This is a genomic window from Flavobacterium sp., assembly GCF_039932285.1.
Taxonomy (GTDB): domain Bacteria; phylum Bacteroidota; class Bacteroidia; order Flavobacteriales; family Flavobacteriaceae; genus Flavobacterium.
Map to the genome: position 1 here is coordinate 1 of NZ_JBDTQE010000045.1, position 22,597 is coordinate 22,597.

The 22,597-nt window shown below is 30.7% G+C and carries 18 protein-coding genes; 7 read left to right on the top strand and 11 right to left on the bottom strand.

Annotation, left to right across the window (positions count from 1 at the left end):
* Both ABI549_RS09195 and ABI549_RS09200 read right to left on the bottom strand, forming a co-directional pair.
* A partial coding sequence (locus tag ABI549_RS09195; protein ID WP_348076163.1) for a thiamine pyrophosphate-dependent enzyme occupies positions 1-2,103 on the bottom strand: 2,103 nt, incomplete at its 3' end.
* A 183-nt stretch (positions 2,104-2,286) separates the two neighbouring features.
* Positions 2,287-5,145 (bottom strand): aminopeptidase, encoded by a 2,859-nt coding sequence (locus tag ABI549_RS09200; RefSeq protein ID WP_348076164.1) that lies wholly within the window; start codon positions 5,143-5,145, stop codon positions 2,287-2,289.
* A gap of 226 nt (positions 5,146-5,371) precedes the next feature.
* On the opposite strand from ABI549_RS09200, the gene ABI549_RS09205 reads away from it, so the two are divergent.
* On the top strand, positions 5,372-7,348 hold the full coding sequence (locus ABI549_RS09205; protein WP_348076165.1) for an endonuclease: 1,977 nt from the start codon (positions 5,372-5,374) through the stop codon (positions 7,346-7,348).
* A gap of 46 nt (positions 7,349-7,394) precedes the next feature.
* Here the strand turns inward: ABI549_RS09205 and ABI549_RS09210 are convergent, their stop codons facing one another.
* Together ABI549_RS09210 and hutH are read right to left on the bottom strand one after the other, a co-directional pair.
* Positions 7,395-7,871 (bottom strand): GyrI-like domain-containing protein, encoded by a 477-nt coding sequence (locus ABI549_RS09210; RefSeq protein ID WP_348076166.1) that lies wholly within the window; start codon positions 7,869-7,871, stop codon positions 7,395-7,397.
* A complete protein-coding gene (gene hutH / locus ABI549_RS09215) occupies positions 7,871-9,373 on the bottom strand; it encodes a histidine ammonia-lyase (protein ID WP_348076167.1) in 1,503 nt (500 codons plus the stop codon). The genes ABI549_RS09210 and hutH overlap by 1 nt, the downstream gene beginning before the upstream one ends.
* 165 nt (positions 9,374-9,538) lie before the next feature.
* On the opposite strand from hutH, the gene gcvT reads away from it, so the two are divergent.
* Positions 9,539-10,621 carry a glycine cleavage system aminomethyltransferase GcvT gene (gcvT, locus tag ABI549_RS09220; protein ID WP_348076168.1) on the top strand — a complete coding sequence of 361 codons (1,083 nt, stop codon included), beginning with the start codon at positions 9,539-9,541 and terminating at the stop codon, positions 10,619-10,621.
* 123 nt (positions 10,622-10,744) lie between these two features.
* A complete protein-coding gene (locus tag ABI549_RS09225; protein WP_348076169.1) occupies positions 10,745-11,455 on the top strand; it encodes a YebC/PmpR family DNA-binding transcriptional regulator in 711 nt (236 codons plus the stop codon).
* A 48-nt stretch (positions 11,456-11,503) separates the two neighbouring features.
* Here the strand turns inward: ABI549_RS09225 and ABI549_RS09230 are convergent, their stop codons facing one another.
* The 6 genes from ABI549_RS09230 to ABI549_RS09255 form a co-directional block, all read right to left on the bottom strand.
* Positions 11,504-11,809 carry a DUF6787 family protein gene (locus tag ABI549_RS09230; protein WP_348076170.1) on the bottom strand — a complete coding sequence of 102 codons (306 nt, stop codon included), beginning with the start codon at positions 11,807-11,809 and terminating at the stop codon, positions 11,504-11,506.
* Positions 11,810-11,838: 29 nt separating this feature from the next.
* On the bottom strand, positions 11,839-12,264 hold the full coding sequence (locus ABI549_RS09235; RefSeq protein ID WP_348076171.1) for a DUF6146 family protein: 426 nt from the start codon (positions 12,262-12,264) through the stop codon (positions 11,839-11,841).
* 46 nt (positions 12,265-12,310) lie between these two features.
* Entirely contained in the window at positions 12,311-12,973 is a 663-nt protein-coding gene (locus ABI549_RS09240) for a DUF937 domain-containing protein (protein ID WP_348076172.1), read from the bottom strand.
* Positions 12,974-13,020: 47 nt separating this feature from the next.
* Positions 13,021-13,980 carry a D-2-hydroxyacid dehydrogenase gene (locus ABI549_RS09245; protein WP_348076173.1) on the bottom strand — a complete coding sequence of 320 codons (960 nt, stop codon included), beginning with the start codon at positions 13,978-13,980 and terminating at the stop codon, positions 13,021-13,023.
* A 16-nt stretch (positions 13,981-13,996) separates the two neighbouring features.
* A complete protein-coding gene (gene serC / locus ABI549_RS09250; protein ID WP_348076180.1) occupies positions 13,997-15,073 on the bottom strand; it encodes a 3-phosphoserine/phosphohydroxythreonine transaminase in 1,077 nt (358 codons plus the stop codon).
* Between the two features lie 142 nt (positions 15,074-15,215).
* Positions 15,216-16,274, bottom strand: coding sequence for an acyl-CoA reductase (locus ABI549_RS09255; protein WP_348076174.1), 1,059 nt, complete (start codon positions 16,272-16,274; stop codon positions 15,216-15,218).
* Between the two features lie 99 nt (positions 16,275-16,373).
* Here ABI549_RS09255 and ABI549_RS09260 point away from each other — a divergent pair, with 99 nt between their 5' ends.
* The 4 genes from ABI549_RS09260 to ABI549_RS09275 all read left to right on the top strand — a co-directional run bounded on the left by ABI549_RS09260 (position 16,374) and on the right by ABI549_RS09275 (position 19,970).
* Complete coding sequence (locus tag ABI549_RS09260; RefSeq protein WP_348076175.1) at positions 16,374-16,724, top strand: 4Fe-4S dicluster domain-containing protein; 351 nt, start codon at positions 16,374-16,376, stop codon at positions 16,722-16,724.
* Positions 16,725-16,842: 118 nt separating this feature from the next.
* Entirely contained in the window at positions 16,843-18,009 is a 1,167-nt protein-coding gene (locus ABI549_RS09265) for a hypothetical protein (RefSeq protein ID WP_348076176.1), read from the top strand.
* A 101-nt stretch (positions 18,010-18,110) separates the two neighbouring features.
* Positions 18,111-19,205, top strand: a complete 1,095-nt coding sequence (gene ychF / locus ABI549_RS09270) for a redox-regulated ATPase YchF (RefSeq protein ID WP_348076177.1) — start codon at positions 18,111-18,113, stop codon at positions 19,203-19,205.
* An 84-nt stretch (positions 19,206-19,289) separates the two neighbouring features.
* Positions 19,290-19,970, top strand: a complete 681-nt coding sequence (locus ABI549_RS09275) for a TIGR02117 family protein (RefSeq protein WP_348076178.1) — start codon at positions 19,290-19,292, stop codon at positions 19,968-19,970.
* A 52-nt stretch (positions 19,971-20,022) separates the two neighbouring features.
* Here the strand turns inward: ABI549_RS09275 and ABI549_RS09280 are convergent.
* Positions 20,023-22,597: TonB-dependent receptor (locus ABI549_RS09280; RefSeq protein ID WP_348076179.1), on the bottom strand; the 2,575-nt coding region annotated here is incomplete at its 5' end.

The following is a 22,597-nucleotide window of genomic DNA, read 5'->3' on the forward strand; positions in this document are numbered from 1 at the left end:
TAACGATTGAATATCAATGATTTCAGCATCGATGCCTACTTCTAATAATTCTTTAGCCGCTTGTTCTACCAAACGCAACGTAGAACCGTAAGAAACTAAAGTGATATCTTTTCCTTCTTTAAGGATTTCAATTACTCCAATTGGTGTTTTGAATTCCCCTAAATTGGTTGGCATTTTTTCTTTTAATCGGTAACCATTCAAACATTCAACCACAAGAGCAGGTTCATCAGTCTCTAACAAAGTGTTGTAAAAACCAGCTGCTTTAGTCATGTTTCTTGGAACCAAAACATGAATACCACGAATAGCATTTATAATCATTCCCATTGGCGAACCTGAATGCCAGATTCCTTCTAAACGGTGACCACGAGTACGAATAATAAGAGGCGCTTTTTGGCGACCAGCAGTTCTATACTGTAAAGTTGCTAAATCGTCACTCATGATTTGAATAGCGTAAAGCAAATAATCTAAATACTGAATTTCGGCAATAGGCTTCAAGCCACGCATTGCCATTCCAATTCCTTGACCTAAAATGGTAGCTTCACGAATACCAACATCGGCAACACGAAGTTCTCCGTATTTTTCTTGCATTCCTTCTAAACCTTGGTTTACATCGCCAATATTTCCTGCATCTTCTCCAAAAATTAAACTTTCAGGATATTTTGTAAAAATGGCATCAAAATTATCACGCAAAACCAAACGAGCATCTACTTCTTCGGCAGTATTATCATAAGTTGGTAAAACTTCACTTACAGAAAATATATTTTTATCTGATTGCGAGAATAGGTGAGAGCTGAATTTTGGTTGTATTTTATTAGTATAATTAGTAATCCAAGTCGCTAGTTGGTCTTTTCCGTTTTCTTTGACGATTAATCGTAAAATTTTACGAGCTGTTGTAATACTATCTTTTCTTATCGGCTCTTTTATTGAAGCCAAATCATTCGCATATTTTTCTATAAAAACTTTGTTTTCACTAGCATTTGCAATGGTATTTAGTAATGAAACTAATTCATCTCTTTCTTCTTTAATAGGTGTTACAAAAGCTGTCCAAGCTGCTTTTTTAGCTTCTAAAACTTCTTTTCTAGCTTGATTGTCAATGGCTTCAATTTCTTCAGATGTTGCAATATTATTTTCAATCATCCACAGTTTCATTTGGCGTAAGCAATCGAAATCGCCTTCCCATTCTAGTCTTTCGGCATTTTTGTATCGTTCGTGTGATCCAGAAGTTGAATGTCCTTGAGGTTGTGTTAGTTCACGAACATGAATTAATACAGGAACGTGTTGTTCACGAGCAATTGTGGAAGCTTTTTGATATGTTTCGACTAATGTTGGATAATCCCAACCCTTTACGGTCATGATTTCGTAACCTTTATTCTCTTCATCACGTTGGAAACCTTTAAGGATCTCCGATATGTTTTCTTTGGTTGTCTGATAACGTGCATGAACCGAAATTCCGTATTCGTCATCCCAAACACTCATTACCATTGGCACTTGTAAAACACCAGCAGCATTGATGGTTTCGAAAAATAAACCTTCAGAAGTTGAGGCATTTCCTATAGTTCCCCAAGCGACTTCATTTCCTTTTTCAGAAAAATTTACTTGTTCTATTCCAGCTACATTTCTATATATTTTTGATGCTTGAGCCAATCCTAATAAACGAGGCATTTGCCCAGCAGTAGGAGAGATGTCTGCACTTGAATTTTTTTGTTGGGTTAGGTTTTTCCAGTTTCCGTTTTCGTCTAGCGAATGTGTAGCGAAATGACCGCCCATTTGGCGACCAGCACTCATAGGATCATGAGCCAAATCGGTATGACCATATAAACCTGCAAAAAACTGCTGCGTTGTCATTTGACCAATTGCCATCATAAAGGTTTGATCACGATAATATCCCGAACGAAAATCACCATTTTTGAAGGCTTTTGCCATAGCTAATTGTGGGATTTCTTTACCATCACCAAAGATTCCGAACTTAGCTTTGCCAGTCAAAACTTCACGTCTTCCTAGTAAACTGCATTCGCGACTTGTCGTGGCTATTGTATAATCGTGTATAACTTCGGTTTTGAAATCTTCAAAAGTTAACGGCTGTTTTTCTTCTACTTGTATCATAAATTCGAAATGTAATAATGACAAATTTAAGTAAAAACTAGTTATGTTGTATAAATGTAGTGGAAAATATTATTGAAGTATTGATAATTTTTTTATTGATTATAACAATAAAATTATATTATGTGTTTTTAATATTAGCTTTTAATGTTTTTTGTTTAAAAATAAAATCAAAATAATGAAATATTAAAACCATTTTCGTGTAAAAAGCCCAATAAGTGTTTTAGGATTAAATGTAGCGATAAAGCGAATTTTTTCTTGATAATTTTTTTGTCCCATTTCAAATCCATTACTAGAATATACAGGTAAAAATAGTTCGAAATAACCAGAAACTAAATCAAGATGCAAACCACTATCATATACAAATTGGGTTTTTTGACCCTTATTTTGATACAATCCAATATCTCCGTACATTTCTATCCAATGCCATATTGATGATGATGCATTTACGGTTGTCATCCATTTATTGGCATAAGGATTTAAAAATTTAGATTTAAAACCTCCTTCGGCAATTATTATTTCTTGGCTAAATAATCCTGTACTTTCAGAACGACCATAATAATTGTAATCGAATAAATAATCTTTGGGTCTGTCTAATCCAAAATTATAAAACTCAGTAGTAGTATTTTTATATAAAAATGTACCAGCATATAATCTTAAACCAAATTGATAATTATTTTCGAATAATTTTCTATAAGCGACTTCGGTTGAAATTTTACCAAAATCTTTTGCAAATTGTAAATCGGTTCCAAAACCAAAACCTTTCGAAATTTCTGAATTACTTATAGAATATCTTGTGTCGAAAACAGAATAACTTAGAGGCGAATTTTTTGTTATTGTACTTGTAGTACTGCTAATAGGAGCTTCATCTTTGTTTACAAAAACATTTCTAAAGGTAAGATATTGTCTTTTATTACTTCTCAAATCTAAATCTCTAAATTTAAATTGTAATACAGGATTTATTTTTAGATAAGCTGCATTTTGTATATAATGAAAATAAGATCCACTTAGTCCGTATCTAATTTCATATAATTTTTGATCTCTAAATTGTTGTTTGAATGAAACAACACCAGATCCAGTAAATGATTTTGTTCTTGTAGAAAAACTAGGATTTATATCATATATAAAAATCCTGTTTATAAATGATTTGTTGTGTAAACTTAATGAGGTTATTATTCCGTCATATAAATTATAAGTGATTTCTGGGACGTAAAAAATTTGATTATAAGTAGGATTTTCTAAATCTTTAAAAAAATTAAATCGCAAAGGTCTGTTTGGATATAAAAAACCTTTTAGAGATTTGTAGTTATTTCTAGAATTAAACTCAGGAATATTATTGTCATAATTTAAGACTAATTTGTCTGCAATATTTCTACTAAGTGCAAATGTTGTATCATTTTTTATATTGTACAACCATTGTGTGAAAACAATTTCTTTGTTTTTTAATCCAGTTATAGTTATCGGAACAGTTGTATTAGAATTATTTTTTATGGTTACAGAAATGCTATCTTTAGTTTTGTTTAGTTTACCAAATTTATAATCTATAATTTTTCTTGAATTAATTAAATCAGAAAAAAACCAATCGATATTTTGATTAGATTTTTTCTTCAAAATAGATTCAAAATCAGAGGAATTGGTTTGTTTTTCTTGATTTAACAGTAAAAATTCTTTAAAACTATTTTCGACAGTACTATCTTTTAAGACCGAGTTCAAATATTTAAAACTTAATCCAGCTTTATATTTTCCTGCAATTTGCTCATTAAATTTAATAAAACTTTCTTTAGATTCTCCAATAGGTTGATCTAAATTATCTCTAGCCATAAGCAAGTACAAGTACTTATATTGCTCATTAAAATTGGCGTTTACTAAATTATAACCTTTTAGAATTTTATATTTAGAAAGATTTCCCAACATTTTTAATTCAGGATAATTTTCATCAATATATTTCATCATAATATATACCTGAATTGCATCAAATATATAGCTGTCTTTCCGTTGGTCTATTTTTAATGATGATTTCAAGTAATTGTATAGATAGGCTTTCAAAAATTTTATTTCATACAAAAAATCATTTGGAAAAGGGCTAATAAAAGCAGGCAATTGATTTAACCCATAAAAAGGATTTCTCTCATAGTCAACTTGAGAAACCATGATTTTTTTTTGAGGAAGTTTGCCTAAATTTTCGGAAACATAATTTACAATTTTATCAATCACAATTGCTTTTTGAATACCATTTAATCTAGAGTCAGATAAATTTGTTTCAACTTCGATTTGGTCATTTTTAAAACTTTCGTAGCTGTTATTTTTCTCAATTGCTAGTTGAATTTCAGATCTGTTTTTTGCATTATATTCGATTGTTTTGGTATCTTCTGATTCAGTTTGATTTATTAAATTACAATCGGTAGTGAGTTCCTGATCTTTAGGAATAGTAAAACTAATATCTATGTTTTCGTAAGTTGCATTTGCAATATCTTCAATATTTTCGTTACTGTAAAATACAAATTCACCATCATTAGATAATCGAGCGAGTGATAAAAAGCAATTTTTTAAATAATATTTGCCATTTTCATATCCAAAACGAGTAAATTTTGAGTTAGGAATTTTTAAAGAATATTCAGTTTCAATAGTTAATGATCCTTTAGGTTGAAGATTTTGCTTTAATTCAATTTCAATAATATCTATTTGATTATTTATTCGGTTCCATGTTGCAAGAGAATCATTTACAAACATTTTAGTAATTATCGTATTTCCTCTATCGCTATTTGCTGCTAAATGAAAAGCTCTCGTGTATTGGTCAGAAAAACGTTTTCCAAGTGGCGAATATTTACTTGAGTAAGCATTATTCCAATCGTTTAGAACTAATTTTGAAATAGCTTTATTTGAGTTATTTGTAATTTGTATTGTCTGTTTAATATTCAAAATATGTGAAATATCGTCTAAAACAATATTTATTTTAGTTTGTTGTTGACCATAATAGTTAGTTGTTGTAAATAAACAAACAAATAATAAAAGAGTTTTAAAAGAAAAATTTAAGTTTTGAGTCAATTTTATATAATTTGAATGCAATTTAACATAATTAATATTTTTTTAGAAAATTAAAATTCAATTTTTTAAATAAAATCAAAAAATAACAGCTAACTTTATCTATTATAAATACTTATACAATAATAGATATATTAAACTTGTATTGGTTGCGTGTTTAAAACATTTTATTTTAAATGTTTTAAACTACTTAAATTTTGATATATTGCAATCCCAAATTCTATTCAAAATGATAAAAAAAATACTTTTATTGCTGCTATTTTGTAATGCTGCATTTTCTCAAGTTGTGATTAATGAGCTAGATCCAGATACTAATAGTACAGATGTTTTAGAATTTATAGAACTAAAATCTGCTACGCCAAATATGCCATTAGATGGTTATGTTCTGGTTTTTTATAATGCAGGAGGTACAAGCCCATATTCGGGAATTGTTAGTTACTATTCTCTCGATTTAGACGGATATTCGACAGATGTAAATGGGATTATTCATTTTGGAAATCCTCAAGTTTCCCCAACTCCAGCATTTCTTATTCCAATTACAACAATTCAAAACGGACCAGATGTTGTAGGTCTTTATTTAGGAGATGCTACCGATTTTCCACTAAACACAACAGCTCATGCAAATGGATTGATAGATGCATTAGCGTATTCTAATAATGGAACAGCAAAACCAACCGCATTGATGGGGATTTTAGGATTAGTTACCTGTGTTAATGAAAATCTAAATTCTGCGGCTGCTTCACAATCTATTCAAAGAAAAATTGATGGTACTTATGAGGTAAAAGCACCAACTCCAGGAATGAATAATGATGGTTCTGGAATTGTGTTAACTTATTTGAGATTAACAACTAGTGCTTCTACATTAACAGAAGGGCAATCATTTACAGTTACTTTTACATCAACAAGCGTAGTTATGGGAAGTGATTTGGTAATCAATTTTTCTTTAAATAATGGCGCTTTTACAACTGCTGATTATTCTGGAACAACATCGGTAACGATACCTGTTGGAACAACAGTTGGAAGTACTACAATACAAGTTTTAGATGATGGAACTAATGAAGGTGATGAAGAAATAAAAATTGTTGTAGGCGCTGTAACTTCTGGATATAGTTTGTATAACAATAATATGATTATTAGGGTAAATGATATTAATTTTGTGATTTTGCCTTTTGGATCTCCAACAAATCCTACACACGGATTGGTTACAAGTACAGCTCCAGCAGGATATTATTCGTCAATTGAAGGGTTGTCTGGCTCCGCTTTAAAACAAGGATTACAAGATATAATCGCAAATCCATCAGTGATTCATGCACACGTCTACGGAGATATTTATGATATTCTTAAAGTTGCAGACCAAAACCCAGAAAACAGCAATCAAGTGTGGTTAATTTATAGTGAAATACCTCGATCTAAAATAGATTACCAAACAGGGAATAGTATTGTAGGAAAATGGAATCGAGAGCATATATATTGCCAATCTAGAGGAGGTTTTGCAGATGCTACTACAAGTACACCACAAGGAATAAATACTTGGAATACTTATGGTACTCCAGGGCCTGATAATATTACTACAGGACATGCAGATGCACACCATATTAGAGCAGTAGATGGTCAGGAAAATTCTTCAAGAAATAATAGAAATTACGGGGTAGATTATAATGGACCAATAGGAAATTCGGGTACATGGAGAGGTGACGTGGCAAGATCATTATTTTATACGGCAGTTCGTTATAATGGTTTAAATGTTATTAACGGAGATCCTGCAGATACAATTTTAGGGCAAATAGGGGATTTAACTACCTTATTGCAATGGAATATGACTGACACTTCAGATGATTTTGAAATGAATAGGAATAATTATATTTATACTTGGCAACTTAATCGTAACCCTTTTATTGATTATCCTAATTTAGCAGATTATATTTGGGGAATTCACGCTGGAGAAACGTGGTCATCTGCTTTATCTACACCAGATTTTAATGAGTTAAAAATCACAATGTATCCAAACCCTACAAAAGATTTTATTACGATTTCTGGATTAACAAATGAAGCTAAAGTTGAAATTTCTTCAATGACAGGTTTAAGTGTTTATGTAGGGAATTACAAAAATAATGAGCAACTAAATTTAAATTTGGCTTCAGGAATTTATATGGTAAAAGTTGTAGAAGATAACAAATCGGTAATTAAAAAATTAATTATACAATAGATAATTATCTTAAAATAGTAGATATTCCTATAAAACTAAAATTAATTTATTTTAGTTTTATAGGAATATAAATTTCTTCTTTGCCATTACCTTGAGGATTATAATTTTCTCCTAAAATTTCAAAATGCTCTCTGTTATCTAATTCATAACTAGAATTTGGTAACCAAACATTATAAATATATTGAAAAACTTGTACTGCATTTTTTGAAGGATCATTATAAGTAAAAACAGCAAATAAGCCTTCATTAATAGTATAAGTTTCCATTCCTTCAGGAACATAATTATAGTTTAAAACTTCAATAAGTGCCCATTTCACAAAAGTAATTGTAGGATCAGATTGAAAGTTTTCTCCATAATTTTGCAATGAAAACTTATGAGTTCCTATTCGATTTTTAATTTCTCTATGCCTTGTCATAAAACTACTCCAAAGCTGAAAAGTTTTATCGTTTGCAAAAGACATTTCCAATTTGTTTCCAATCAATTTTTTTTCGAAAAGAGTAACAATTTTCGGGTTATCTAACATTATTCCACATCATCAATTTGAAAACTATTCAGAAACAAAATAGATTTTTCAATATCATAATGTAAGATTCTATCTTCGGTAACTAACGGGACTTCTTCTCTAAAAGATTTAAGGAACATTTCTATAAAATCGCTCGATTGTAATGGTCTTCTAAATTCAATTGCTTGAGAAGCATTCATTAATTCGATAGCTAAGATACGTTCTAAATTTTCGACAATTTTTAGCGTTTTAGTAGCTGCATTTGCTCCCATACTTACATGATCTTCTTGTCCGTTGCTAGAAACAATACTGTCAATACTGGCTGGTGTTGCCAATTGTTTGTTCTGACTAGCGATACTTGCCGCTGTATATTGCGGAATCATAAATCCTGAATTTAATCCCGGATTACTTACTAAAAATGGAGGCAAATCTCGTAAACCAGATATTAATTGGTAAGTTCTTCTTTCGGAAATACTTCCTAATTCTGCCACAGCAATTCCTAGAAAATCTAAGGCTAAAGCCAAAGGTTGTCCGTGAAAATTTCCACCAGAAATAATAATATCACTTTCTATAAAAATATTTGGGTTATCTGTAACCGAATTAATTTCGGTTTTAAATGTTTTTCTGGCATAATCAAACACATCTTTACTTGCGCCATGAACCTGAGGAATACATCTAAAAGAATACGGATCTTGAACATGCTTTTTCTCTTGGGCAATAATTTGACTTCCTTCCAACAAATCATTAAAACGACGCGCTGTATTTATTTGTCCTTTGTGTGGACGAACCATGTGTATTAACTCATTAAAAGGTTCTATTCTTCCATCAAAACCTTCTAAGGAAATGGCTGCAATCACATCGGCTAAATAAGATAATTTAGAAATTTTTATTAACGAATAAACGCCGTAAGCACTCATAAATTGAGTTCCGTTTAGTAATGCCAATCCTTCTTTAGATTGTAAAACAATAGGTTTCCATCCCATTTTCTCTAAAACTTTATGAGCTGGTTGTCTAAAACCATCATAATATACTTCACCTTCGCCTAATAATGGTAAAGATAAATGAGCTAAAGGTGCTAAATCGCCCGATGCACCAAGTGAACCTTGTGTATATATTATAGGAAGAATGTCATTATTATAAAAATCTATTAATCTATGAACTGTTTGCAATTGCACTCCAGAATGTCCGTAACTCAAAGATTGAATTTTAAGTAACAACATTAGTTTTACAATTTCTTGTGGCACTTCGTCTCCAGTTCCGCAAGCATGAGATTTTACTAAATTTTCTTGCAATTTAGATAGATTTTCATCGGAAATAATAACATTACAAAGTGAGCCAAAACCTGTATTTATACCATAAATTGGTTTGTCGTTATTTTGCATTTTTGCATCTAGATAAGCACGACATTTTTCGATGTTTAAAGACGCTTCTTCAGAAAGTGCAATTTGTTTTACTTCATAAATAATTTGGCTTATTTCTTCGATAGAAATAACATCGGAAGTGATATAATGAGTATTGTTCATTTTAGATTTTTAAGACCTCAAAATTCCGCAAACATTTGTTAAAATGCAAGAGTTCTTTATAATATTAACAAAAAATAGATAATCAATAATAAAAGTCCTATTTATGAGGTTATTTTTAAGATTTTTCAATAAATTAGCGACTTAAAATTTTATTTAACATATACAATGAAAAATACAGCATTAACACACATTCACGAAGGCTTAGGAGCTAAGATGGTTCCATTTGCAGGTTACAATATGCCTGTTCAATATGAAGGAGTAAACGCAGAACATGAGATTGTTCGTAATGGTGTAGGTGTTTTTGACGTTTCTCACATGGGAGAATTTTTCTTAAAAGGAGAAAATGCTTTGGCGTTAATACAAAAAGTAACTTCAAATGATGCTTCAAAATTAGTAGACGGAAAAGCACAATATTCTTGTTTGCCAAATAATGAAGGCGGAATTGTAGATGATTTAATCATTTATAAAATTGCGAATAATCATTATATGTTGGTCGTAAATGCTTCGAATATTGAAAAAGATTGGAATTGGATATCTTCTCACAATGATTTGGGTGTCGATATGCAAAATCTTTCTGATGGATATTCATTACTAGCTATTCAAGGGCCAAAAGCGGCAGAAGCGATGCAATCATTAACATCTATTGATTTAATAAATATGCCTTATTATTCTTTTCAAATTGGAGAATTTGCAGGTCTAAAAGATGTTACCGTTTCAGCAACTGGTTATACTGGTTCTGGAGGATTTGAAATTTATTTCAAAAATGAAGATGCAGAAGCGATTTGGAACAAAATTTTCGAAGCAGGAAAACCTTTCGGAATCAAACCAATTGGATTAGCAGCTCGTGATACTTTGCGTTTAGAAATGGGATTTTGTTTGTACGGAAACGATATAAATGACACCACTTCACCTCTTGAAGCTGGTTTGGGTTGGATTACAAAATTTGATAAAGAATTTACTAATTCCGCTAACTTAAAAATGCAAAAAGAAGAAGGAGTTTCTAGAAAACTAGTCGCATTTGAAATGCAAGAACGTGCTGTGCCACGTCATGATTATGAAATCGTTGATGCAACTGGAAATGTCATCGGAATTGTAACTTCAGGTACAATGTCACCAAGTATGAATGTTGGAATTGGACTGGGTTATGTTCCCACTTCATTTTCAGCAGTTGATAGCGATATTTTTATCAGAATTAGAAAAAATGATGTTCTGGCAAAAGTGGTAAAATTGCCATTTTATAAAAAATAAATCAATTACAAAATTCAATATCAATGACAATTAGAATCAAATTGATTTTTGAATTTGAATTTTGTAATTGATATTGAAAAAATTACTTTTGCATTTAATTAAAATATAAATACATTCTTAGAAATGGGAAGAGCGTTCGAATTTAGAAAAGGAAGAAAAATGAAGCGTTGGTCGGCAATGGCCAAAGCATTTACCAGAATTGGTAAAGATATTGTAATGGCGGTTAAAGAAGGTGGGCCAAATCCGGAAGCAAATTCAAGATTAAGAGCCGTAATACAAAACTCGAAGGCAGTAAATATGCCTAAAGAAAACGTAGAACGTGCCATTAAGAAAGCAACCGACAAAGATACAGCAAACTACAAAGAAATACTTTTTGAAGGATATGCACCACATGGAATTGCCATTTTGATAGAAACTGCTTCAGATAATAATAACAGAACTGTTGCTAATATTAGAAGTTATTTTAATAAATGTAACGGAACAATGGGAACTCAAGGTTCAGTCGAATTTATGTTTGATCACACTTGTAATTTCCGAATTCCTGCAAACGGAATGGATCCTGAAGAATTAGAATTAGAATTAATAGATTTTGGTGCAGAAGAAGTTTTTGAAGACGAAGACGGAATTTTAATTTATGCACCTTTTGGAAGTTTTGGAACCATTCAAAAAGAATTAGAAACACGTGGTATTGAAATTTTATCTTCTGGTTTCGAACGTATTCCTCAAATAACAAAGGAACTTAATGAAGCTCAAATGGCTGATGTAGAAAAACTAATCGAAAAAATTGAAGAAGATGATGATGTGATGAATGTTTATCATACTATGCATGAATAATTCATATTAGTTCATAAATAAAAAAATCTCGATTAATTCGAGATTTTTTTATGATTTAAAAATAAAACCTAATCCCATAGATTTAAGCATTTTTTTGCTAAATCTAAAGAAAAATTGAAACTGTCCAAAAATAAATCCGACTACAAGAAGCAAAAAAGGATACAAAGGCATTACAAGAACAATAAGTATTAAGTAATAAAAAAGTAGAGATAAATTGTTTTTATTCAGTCCAAGAAGAGACATACAAAAAGAAGAAATTCTAGCAGAAAGCGAACCATTTATGGCAAAAACTATAAATATAACAACTAACTGAAAATTTGAAGATATTCCCCAACGTTCTTTTAATTTATTCATAGTCTCTAATTTAAAACAAATATAAAAGATTATCTAGGAGGAACAAAACCAAATAACTTTTGTTTATAAGTATTTTGAAAATAAATCATATAATTATAAATTAGATAATTTACTTCATAACCATAATGAATATTGCTGTCATAATTTATTTGCATTTCATATAAGTTGGAATTGTATCTCATAGGTTGAGAAGCACGATTGTTCCATTCAGCAACATAAACTCTGTTTTTGCTTTCTAGATAATTTTCAGAATAATAATTTCTAGGTAAAGCACGACTATAAAGCCAAGAAGTAAATCCAGCATCAATAATTGTTACTTCATATTCTAGCGCTTCATTAACAATTCTTACAGTATCACCTTTAATAGAATTTGGCACACTTGTATTAGCTATGTTTTTTGTCTTGCAACTAACAAGACAAATTAAAATTAATCCAAAAATACAAAGCTGTTTCATGATTTAATTTTATAAAAAAATCCCACCGAAGCAGGATTTTGCATTATTATTTTTTTCCAAAAAGACTACCAAATAATCCACCAAGTCCACCTTTTTTGGTTGCTGCTGCAACAGCATCTCCTAATCCAAGTTGTCCGTCTCCGTCCTGATCTAATATTGAGGTTAAAATAGATCCTCCCATAGAAGAAGTTGCGGGTGCTTGTTGTTGTGCTTGACCGCCGCCTAATAATCCGCCAAGAATATCTGTAAGACCACCACCATTTGCAGTAGTACCACTGTTATTTAAACCGCTTCCTTGCGCTTGTTTTGCAAGGTACCCCATTAGGATAGGTGCTGCAATTTTCATAATCATAGCAATTTTATCAGAACTAACTCCTGTATTTTCACTCACTTGATTTTGAATACTTTCTTGGTTTCCACCTAAAACGTGCCCTAAAATATTTGCGCCGTCAGAATGATCGTCTCCTCCCAAAAAGCCAGATAAATTATCAAGAATACTACCATCGTGTTTTCCGCCTAAAAGAGCACCAAGTAAACCACTTTGCCCTTCTGGAGTAGATGCATTATTCATCATTCCTCCAACTAATGATGGTAAAACTGATGACAATACTGAAGAAGTTTCTCCTTCACTTGTTCCTGCTTTTTCTGAAACTCCAGAGATTATTTGTTTTCCTAAATCACTATTTAATAAATCTATTAATCCGGCCATAATTTATTTAGTTTTTAATTGATTAATAGTAAAATTAAGAAATATATTTATATTTCTGCTTTCAACAAAGCAATAATTTGCTCAGCAAGTTCTGTACCAATTCTGTCTTGTGCTTCGATAGTTGCTGCACCAATATGCGGTGTCATCGATATGTTTGGGTGCATAAGTAATTGAACCGCTGGTGTTGGTTCATTTTCAAAAACATCTAAACCTGCAAATAATACTTTTTTACTGTCCAATGCTGCAACTAGTTCGACTTCGTTTATAATTCCGCCACGAGAACAGTTTATAATCCCTACACCATCTTTCATTAAGTCAAATTCTTTTTTACCTATAATATAATCTTTTTGAGCAGGAACATGAAGGGTTACAAAATCCGAATGTTTTAATAAATCATCAACAGGTTCTGTTTCAATTTCTACATTTATAAATTGACCATTATAAAATTCAACTTTAATTTCTGCTTTTCCCACATAATTATCGGACGCAATTACTTTCATACCTAGTCCTAAAGCCATTTTTGCTACAGATTGTCCTATTCTTCCAAAACCAATAATACCGATGGTTTTTCCACGAAGTTCAATACCATCAGCATAAGCTTTTTTCAAATCATTAAAACGAGTATCTCCTTCTAGAGGCATATTTCTGTTTGAATCATATAAAAATCGTACGCCTGAAAATAAATGTGCAAATACTAATTCTGCTACTGAGTTTGATGACGAAGCGGGCGTATTTATAACTTGTATATCTTTAGAAATGGCATAATCAACATCAATATTATCCATTCCTACGCCACCACGACCTATAATTTTTAGCGAAGGGCAAGCATCAATAATATCCTTTCTAACTTTTGTTGCACTTCTAACCAATATAACTGCAACTTGGTTTGTATTTACAAAATTGATAATTTGTTCTTGGGCAACTTTTGTAGTGATTACTTCAAAACCACCTTTTTCTAATGCTAGAATTCCACTTTTAGAAATCCCGTCGTTAGCTAATATTTTCATTGTTATGATTGTTTGGTTATTGCTTAATTTTATTTTCTAATTCTTTCATGACATCTACTAAAACTTGCACACTTTCTAGTGGAAGCGCATTGTACATTGAAGCACGATATCCACCAACAGATCTGTGACCTGGTAATCCTGAAATTCCAGCTTCTTTGCACATTTTGTCAAATAATTCAGCATGACTTTCGTCATTTAATAAAAAAGTAGCATTCATGTTGCTTCTATCTTCAGCATTTGCAGCTCCTTTAAACAAAGGATTTCTATCAATTTCGGAATATAATAAATTTGCTTTCGCATTATTTATTTTTTCTATTGCAGGAATTCCACCTAAATTTTTTAACCATTGTAAAGTTAAAAGAGAGGCATATATAGGAAAAACTGGTGGTGTATTGTACATACTTTCTGCCTTAATGTGTTTTTCGTAATCTAACATTGATGGAATATAACGTCCTGTTTTTCCTAAAATTTCTTCTTTAACAACAATCAAAGTAGTTCCTGCTGGTCCCATATTTTTTTGTGCGCCAGCATATATCAAATCAAATTTAGAAAAGTCTAAAACCCTCGAAAAAATATCGGAACTCATATCGCAAACTACTGGAATAGTTGTATCTGGAAATGATTTCATTTGTGTTCCGAAGATAGTATTATTGCTCGTGCAGTGAAAATAACTTGCATCGCTAGGAATATTATAATTTTTAGGAATATGATTGTAATTTTCTTCTTTTGATGAAGCTGTAACTACGGTTTCTCCAAAATGTTTAGCTTCCTTAATCGCTCCACTTGCCCAAGTTCCTGTATCTAAATAAGCCGCTTTGCCATTTTCTTTCATTAAGTTATAAGGAACCATAAGGAATTCTAAACTAGCACCACCTGCTAAAAATAAAGCTTGGTAACCTTTACATTCTAGTCCTAAAAGTTCTAAAACTAAAGCTCTGGCTTCTTCCATAACGGCTACAAAATCTTTACTTCTGTGGGAAATTTCTAAAAGTGATAAATTTAGATTGTTAAAGTTTAAAATGGCTTGTGCCGACTTCTCGAAAACTTCTTGAGGAAGTATGCAAGGTCCTGCGCTGTAATTGTGTTTTTTCATTGTGTTATTTTGTTTTGTAGTTGTATTTTTCCCAGAATTAACTAGGGCTTCTAGATTAAAATTTGGTTTGTGAATGTGTGCTGTTTTTTCTTTTTCGGTACCAATAATTTGGCTAATTTTCGATATATTCATGATTTTAAAATTATAGATGAATTAAAAAATCAATAGTATCTACATTATCGGCATAATCCCAGAGTTTTGGTTTTTGAGTTGTTCCAAAAGAAATACTATTCTCGACTAAATTATTAGAAACAATACATTGTATTTTGTCTTTATCAGTTTCTAAACGATTTTTAATGTCATTTATATCATCGTAAAACTCGTAAAAAACAGAAGAAATAGGTGAGGAGTAACTCGAATCTTCTTTAATGATTAAAAATTCATTGTCTAATAAATTAAAATTACTCATCAAGAAAACTGCTTTATTATAATCATAATTATTAGCATACTTCTCATATTTTATAACAACTTGATATGGAAACATACCGTTAAAAAATAGATCAAAATTATAATTTTTAGGAATAAAAATTTTAGAAACATTGCGACAACCTAGCCCAAAATACCTAAAAATATCTTCGCCTAAAGCAATCATTTGATCTTTTGATTCGGAACCATCTAAAACGGCAACAGAATTTCTGTTTTTACGAATAATTGAAGGTTTGTCTTTAAAATAATACTCAAAATATCTAGCTGTATTATCACTTCCAGTTGCAATTACGGCATCAAAATTTTCTAGTTTTCCTTCAACAAAAGTAATGTAATTATTAAGTTCTGGTTCGACAACGATTAAATATTTTGCTAAAAAAGGTAATAAATGTTGGTCATTTGATGAAGTTTTAATCAAAACTTTATGACCCGAAATTAATACCGATAAAAAGTCATGAAAACCTACCAATGGAATATTTCCAGCAAGAATTAATGCAATTGTTTTGGGGTTAAATTTAGTAAAATTATAATTAGACAACCATTTGTCTAAATTTTCTTGGGTTAAAGCTTCAGCCCATGAGTTAATAGAAAAATGCACATTTTCATTAGTGTACCAACCATTATGAGATTGAGAAAGATTTATAAGTGATATAAAATCATCAAAAAATAAATCATTATGCAAAACGTTTTTGCTTTTTACAGAATTAGTTGCTGAAAATTGTCTTAAAAACTCCCCTAATTCAATAAAAGCTATTTTTTTATCGTTTTGTGACATCTGTTTATTTGTTTATGAATGGTTTTGATTGTAATTTTGTGCAAAAATAATGATTTCATTTTTTATAAATCTGAAATATAATATCTAATTCTAAATAAAATGGCAATAATTATAACAGACGAGTGTATAAATTGTGGAGCATGTGAGCCAGAATGTCCAAATACTGCTATATACGAGGGCGCTGACGATTGGAGATATAAAGACGGAACAAAATTATCAGGAAAAATTATACTTCCTGATGGTTCTGAAATAGATTCTAATGCAGCTCAAACTCCAATTTCTGACGATATATATTATATAGTACCAGGTAAATGTACGGAGTGTAAAGGTTTTCATGACGAACCACAATGTGCGGCAGTTTGTCCAGTAGATTGTTGTATTCCTGATGATAATCATGTAGAAAATGAAGAAACGTTATTAAATAGACAATCATTTTTACATAATCAATAATTAATTTTTAAAAAGAAAAAGAGAGTTTTCAAAAAGCTCTCTTTTTCTTTTCAAAGAATTATTTAAATAACTGTTAATAAATTAATTTTTATATTAAATTTGAATAAAATAAAATAAAATGAATAAATTTTTAACTTTTATGCTGTTGTTTATTAATGGTTTTATTTTTTCTCAAAATATAGAATTTGCAGTAATTGTAAAAGATGTAGAGACTGGTTTACCAATTGAGGAAGTAACAATAACAGCATTAAAAACAAAGCAAGGTTTTTTGACCAATAAAAATGGTGAAGCAAATATTAACCTAACAAGTGAATCTAATTTACAATTTGAAAACTCATCCTATAAAACATATATCGTAAAATATTTTGATTTAGATAAAAAAGTTAATGTAGTTTATTTGGAAAGTAATGCAAAAAGATTAGAAGAAGTTATTTTAACAAACGTTCCTCCACAAGAAATATTAAAAAAAATAGTAAAAAATTCATTAGAAAAAATTACAGTTCCAGTAAATCTAAAAGTTTATTTAAGGGAGTTCTACAAAAAAAATGATCAAATTATTTTCTTTAATGATGGATTAATTAATTTTCAAATATTAGGAAACTCAAAAAATATAAAAACAGATATTTTAGTAGAACAAAATAGGGCAGTAGGCGTTTTAGATCAAGATATTGATGCAGATCTTTTAGGTTACAATTTAAACAATATAATAGAGAATTATTATCAATTTAAATATATAGATGAAATTTTAGCTTCGGGTGCGAAACGTAAGTATGATTTTCAAATTAAATCATATCCAAGTAATGAAGATTTCTTAGTAATTAAAGCCACTCCAATAGATGAAGTTAGTGGAGTATTATCAGAGTTTACAATTGTTTATGATAGAAACAAAATGATTATAATGGAAGTTGGATCTATGGTTCCAGAATCTCGATTAGAAGACTTAAGAAGATCTTTCTTAAACAGTAGCAAAATATATAAATTAGAATTTAAAAATACTTTTAGATTAGATAATGACCTTTATTATTTGGCAAACTCTAAAGAAGTAATTGGTTTTGAAAAAAAATATAAGAAACAAAATAGAAAAATAGAAGTTAATAATCACATGATAATTACCAACTTCGACAAAGAACTTTTTAAATATAACGACAAAAACGTTTTTAAAGAAAAATCATTAATTAATAAAAAAACCTCATTTTTTAATAATTATTGGGATTTTGAATCAGGATTTGTTTCTACAAAAGAAGAAAAAGAAATTATTGAACGTTTAGGTTTAGCAACTCAATAAGCTTTTTTAAATCTAAAAGCTTTGTCTTTTTTACTTTTCTTATACTTTGAATCTTAATAAGATTTAAAGTATATTTGCACACTTTATAAAACAAAACCATAATGAAAGCAGGAATTGTAGGATTACCAAATGTAGGAAAATCGACTTTATTTAATTGTTTATCAAACGCAAAAGCACAAAGTGCAAACTTTCCGTTTTGTACTATCGAACCAAATATTGGTGTAGTAAACGTTCCTGATCCAAGAATCGAAAAACTCGAAGAATTGGTAAAACCAGAACGAGTGCAAATGGCAACTGTAGATATTGTAGATATTGCAGGACTAGTAAAAGGAGCAAGTAAAGGAGAAGGTTTAGGAAACCAATTCTTAGGAAATATAAGAGAATGTAACGCTATTATTCATGTTTTGCGTTGTTTTGATAATGATAATATTATTCACGTAGATGGAAATGTAAATCCAATTCGGGACAAAGAAACTATTGATATTGAGTTGCAGTTAAAAGACTTAGAAACAGTAGAAAAACGTTTGGAAAAAGTAAAACGTGCTGCAAAAACAGGAAACAAAGAAGCGCAACTAGAAGAAGGATTGCTAAATAGAATTCGTGAAACCTTACTACAAGCAAAATCGGCAAGAACGGTTGAGCCAAAAGGTTATGAAGAAGAAGAATTATTTGAAAGTTTTCAATTAATAACATCAAAACCAGTATTGTATGTTTGTAATGTAGATGAAGATTCAGCAGCAACAGGAAACAAATATGTAGACCAAGTTCGTGAATTAGTAAAAGACGAAAATGCAGAAGTAATCGTTTTAGCAGTTGGAACAGAGGCTGACATCACGGAATTAGAAACTTACGAAGAACGCAAAATGTTCTTGGAAGATATGGGCTTGCAAGAACCAGGCGCATCGGTACTTATTCGTGCAGCTTACAAATTACTAAAACAACAAACTTACTTTACAGCAGGAGTAAAAGAAGTGAGAGCTTGGACAATTAATGTTGGAGCAACAGCACCACAGGCAGCAGGAGTTATTCATACCGATTTCGAAAAAGGATTTATCCGTGCCGAAGTAATCTCATACGAAGACTACATTCACTACGGAACTGAAGCCAAAGCTAAAGAAGCAGGAAAATTTAAAGTAGAAGGAAAAGAATATATCGTAAAAGATGGTGATGTGATGCATTTTAGATTTAATGTCTAAAAAAGTATAAAATATATAAAAGCTCGTATGAAAATACGGGCTTTTTTTGGCTTGATATTTGATTTGAATATTAAAATTAAATTTATGAAAACCATAAAAAAATCTCTCAGCCTATTTTTTAAAGCAATTTTAGGATTCGTAGTTTTCCTAATTGTGTATTCACTTTCTGCTTTTGGATTGTCAAAAATCACTGTTAATGCTGGCGTTACTCAAAAAGAAGAAATTGAAATTTTTATTAAAACAAATGGAGTTCACACCGATATTATTGTTCCTATAAAAAATGAAATAAAAGATTGGAGTAAAGAAATTAAATTTAACCAAACAAAATCTAGAGATTCACTAATGAATTATCTTGCAATAGGTTGGGGAGATAAAGGTTTTTATTTAGATACACCGCAATGGTCTGATCTGAAAACAAGTACAGCATTTAAAGCAGCAACGGGTTTAAGTACTTCTGCGATACACACCACATTTTATAAATCTGTTTCTGAAAATGAAAGTTGTAAGAGAATTTTAATATCTAAAGAAAATTATCAAAAATTAGTCACTTTTATTAATGATAGTTTTCAGAGAGATTCTGATAAAAACTTGCAATGTATTTTAGGTCGTGGTTATGCTAAAAATGATTCTTTTTATGAAGCAAAGGGAAGTTATAGTTTGTTTAAAACTTGTAACACTTGGGCAAATGAGGTATTAAAATCATCAAATCAAAAAGCAGCTTTTTGGACACCATATGACGGTGGGATTTTTTGTCATTACCAATAAAAAATGCCGTCTAAATTTAGACGGCATTTTTGTTTTATTTTTTAGAAATAAATTAGAATTTAAATCCGAGTCTAGCATAGTAATAAGCACCACTAAAACCCATTTGAACCGAATCCCAATATCCTCCAGCTTCAACCCAATCATCTTGTTGATCAGGATAAATATTAAATAAATTGTTAGCACCTATACTTAATTTAAGGGATTTAGTCAATTTAAAACCTAAAGTTAAATCGGTTACAATTTTTGCATTATAAGTATCAGTTGCAGCTTTTATTTGGTTGTCAAAAGAACCACCATAATTTGCAACGTCTTCATAAACTTGATAATCTAATAATTTAACTTGGCTAAATCTTGTAAATGCTAAGCCAGCATCAAAAAATCGGTAACCATAATTTAGGTTTAATGCAAACTTGTTTGATGGAGCAGAAGCTAATAAGAATGCTTTATCTCTTTCTCCAAAGAAAGTCTGACTGTCTAAACCATTATTTTTAACATTAGAAATTTCCATATGATTGATGTTTCCAACAGCAGTAACTCCAAATTTAGAATCACCCACTGTTTTTTTCCAAGATACAACCATATCTAAACCTTTAGTTTTAGTATCTACACCATTGGTAAAAAACTGAGCTGCATCTACATTTAATCCTAAAGAGGTTGCATCAAAATATCCTGTTAATACGATTCTGTCTTTAACATTTATCATGTAACCGTCTATAGTTGCTGTAAAACTTCCTTTAGTCAATGTAAACCCTAAAGATGCATTTACTGCTTTTTCTTCATTAAGTTTTCCAATACCAAATGCTTTTGTAACTGGACTATCATTTGCAGAAAGTAAAACTTCTGTTGCCCCAGAACTACTAAAATTTGTAAAACTAGTATTGTAATAAATTTGCGCTAATGATGGTGCTCTAAATCCAGTGCTTACAGATCCTCTAATATTTATATTATCTGTTATTTTATATCTTGATGCTAATTTTCCGTTTAATGTACTGCCAAAATCGCTATAGTTTTCGAAACGTACCGCTGTACTTACTAAGAATTTTTTTGTAATATCAAATTCGGCATCAGCATAAAGAGATAAGTTTGATCTCCCTTTGTCTACGACATTTTTTGGGCTATAACCAGGAAATCCTTGTGATCCTCCAGGTCTTGGATCGCCAGAAATAGGGTCGATAGGTGCAGACTGAGTTGTTGGATCTGTAATAGGATTACCAAATGTGTCATAAGTTGCATAAGAACCTAGTTCACCAGTAATAATCTTAAATGTTTCCGAACGAAATTCAGCTCCAAAAGCTAAGTTCATTCCACTTAAAACAGAGTCATAGTTTTTAGAAAAATCAAGATTTGTAGTATTCTGGCTTAAACTGTGTCCACCAGCATCAAAAGCTCTTGGTGATGCTCCTTCTAATGAAGCATTTAGAGTACCTTCTATTCGGTAATCAAAAATATTTTTACCGTAAGTATTACTCAAATCTATTTTCCAACCACTAGTCGTGCTCGTTCTAAAGCCTGCAGCGATTGAATTGTCTATAATATTTGAGGTAATTCTTGGTGTAAATCCACCAGGATATATAGATTCTACAACTCTCGCACCATCATTTCTAGTAAATGCATAAGCATCAGTATCTCTATAATTTCTACCACCGAATGCATAAAACTCAATTTTATTAGTAATTGGAATAGCTAAATTGGCCATAAAATTGGCGCTAAATATTTCGGCCTCTCCAAATCCTTTTCTAAAATCGAATCCTGGACGCAAAGTTTTCTCTTTGTTTAGGAACTCGGTTGTAAAGTTTGCATAACCACCTTTTGTCCCCAATTTCACCCCATAATTTAAAGCTATTTTTGTGGAATTTCCATCTAGTTTTTTGTCTTTACCAAAAGAATTTCCATTTCCATTTTGGTCTAATCTATATCCTGGAGTATTGGCAGTACCAGTAGGAAAATCTCCTTTTGCATTAGTGTTGTAAGCACCATAAGTTACAGCACCAGTAAGTTCATTTACATTGTCGTTTAAAACAATATTTATTACTCCCGAAATAGCATCAGAACCATATTGTGCTGCTGCTCCATCCCTTAGTATTTCAATTCTTTTTATTGCTGAAGCAGGTATCGCATTCAAGTCGGTTCCTGTATTTCCTCTTCCACGTGTTCCAAAAAGATTTATTAATGAAGATTGGTGTCTTCTTTTCCCATTAATTAAAACTAATGTTTGATCTGGCCCCATTCCCCTAAGTGAAGCTGGATCTACGTGATCGGCACCATCAGAACCTGATTGTTTATTAGCATTAAATGAAGGTGCAACATATTGTAACAATTCATTAATTTCAATTTTTCCACTTTGTGTTGTTACATCTTTTACATTAATAATATCAACAGGAACAGCAGAATTTACAACAGTTCTTTTAGCGTTTCTAGAGCCTATAGCTTGAATATTTACTTCTTGTAGTCCAACACCTTCTTCTTCAAGTTTTATTACTATAATTTCAGAAGCTTTTATTTCAGTAGTTTTAAATCCTAATGAACTTACAATTAGTTTAGATTCATCATTTTGTATAGTAAGTAAAAATTTTCCTTCAAAATCAGTTGAAGTTCCGTTATTGGTTCCTTTTTCAAGAATATTTACT

What these genes read in the sequence shown, in the direction of transcription:
- ABI549_RS09205 (WP_348076165.1), top strand. Translation starts at nt 5,372, where the DNA reads ATGATAAAAAAAATACTTTTATTGCTGCTATTTTGTAATGCTGCATTT.
- ABI549_RS09210 (WP_348076166.1), bottom strand. Translation starts at nt 7,871, where the DNA reads ATGTTAGATAACCCGAAAATTGTTACTCTTTTCGAAAAAAAATTGATT.
- hutH (WP_348076167.1), bottom strand. Translation starts at nt 9,373, where the DNA reads ATGAACAATACTCATTATATCACTTCCGATGTTATTTCTATCGAAGAA.
- gcvT (WP_348076168.1), top strand. Translation starts at nt 9,539, where the DNA reads ATGAAAAATACAGCATTAACACACATTCACGAAGGCTTAGGAGCTAAG.
- ABI549_RS09225 (WP_348076169.1), top strand. Translation starts at nt 10,745, where the DNA reads ATGGGAAGAGCGTTCGAATTTAGAAAAGGAAGAAAAATGAAGCGTTGG.
- ABI549_RS09230 (WP_348076170.1), bottom strand. Translation starts at nt 11,809, where the DNA reads ATGAATAAATTAAAAGAACGTTGGGGAATATCTTCAAATTTTCAGTTA.
- ABI549_RS09235 (WP_348076171.1), bottom strand. Translation starts at nt 12,264, where the DNA reads ATGAAACAGCTTTGTATTTTTGGATTAATTTTAATTTGTCTTGTTAGT.
- ABI549_RS09240 (WP_348076172.1), bottom strand. Translation starts at nt 12,973, where the DNA reads ATGGCCGGATTAATAGATTTATTAAATAGTGATTTAGGAAAACAAATA.
- ABI549_RS09245 (WP_348076173.1), bottom strand. Translation starts at nt 13,980, where the DNA reads ATGAAAATATTAGCTAACGACGGGATTTCTAAAAGTGGAATTCTAGCA.
- serC (WP_348076180.1), bottom strand. Translation starts at nt 15,073, where the DNA reads ATGAAAAAACACAATTACAGCGCAGGACCTTGCATACTTCCTCAAGAA.
- ABI549_RS09255 (WP_348076174.1), bottom strand. Translation starts at nt 16,274, where the DNA reads ATGTCACAAAACGATAAAAAAATAGCTTTTATTGAATTAGGGGAGTTT.
- ABI549_RS09260 (WP_348076175.1), top strand. Translation starts at nt 16,374, where the DNA reads ATGGCAATAATTATAACAGACGAGTGTATAAATTGTGGAGCATGTGAG.
- ABI549_RS09265 (WP_348076176.1), top strand. Translation starts at nt 16,843, where the DNA reads ATGAATAAATTTTTAACTTTTATGCTGTTGTTTATTAATGGTTTTATT.
- ychF (WP_348076177.1), top strand. Translation starts at nt 18,111, where the DNA reads ATGAAAGCAGGAATTGTAGGATTACCAAATGTAGGAAAATCGACTTTA.
- ABI549_RS09275 (WP_348076178.1), top strand. Translation starts at nt 19,290, where the DNA reads ATGAAAACCATAAAAAAATCTCTCAGCCTATTTTTTAAAGCAATTTTA.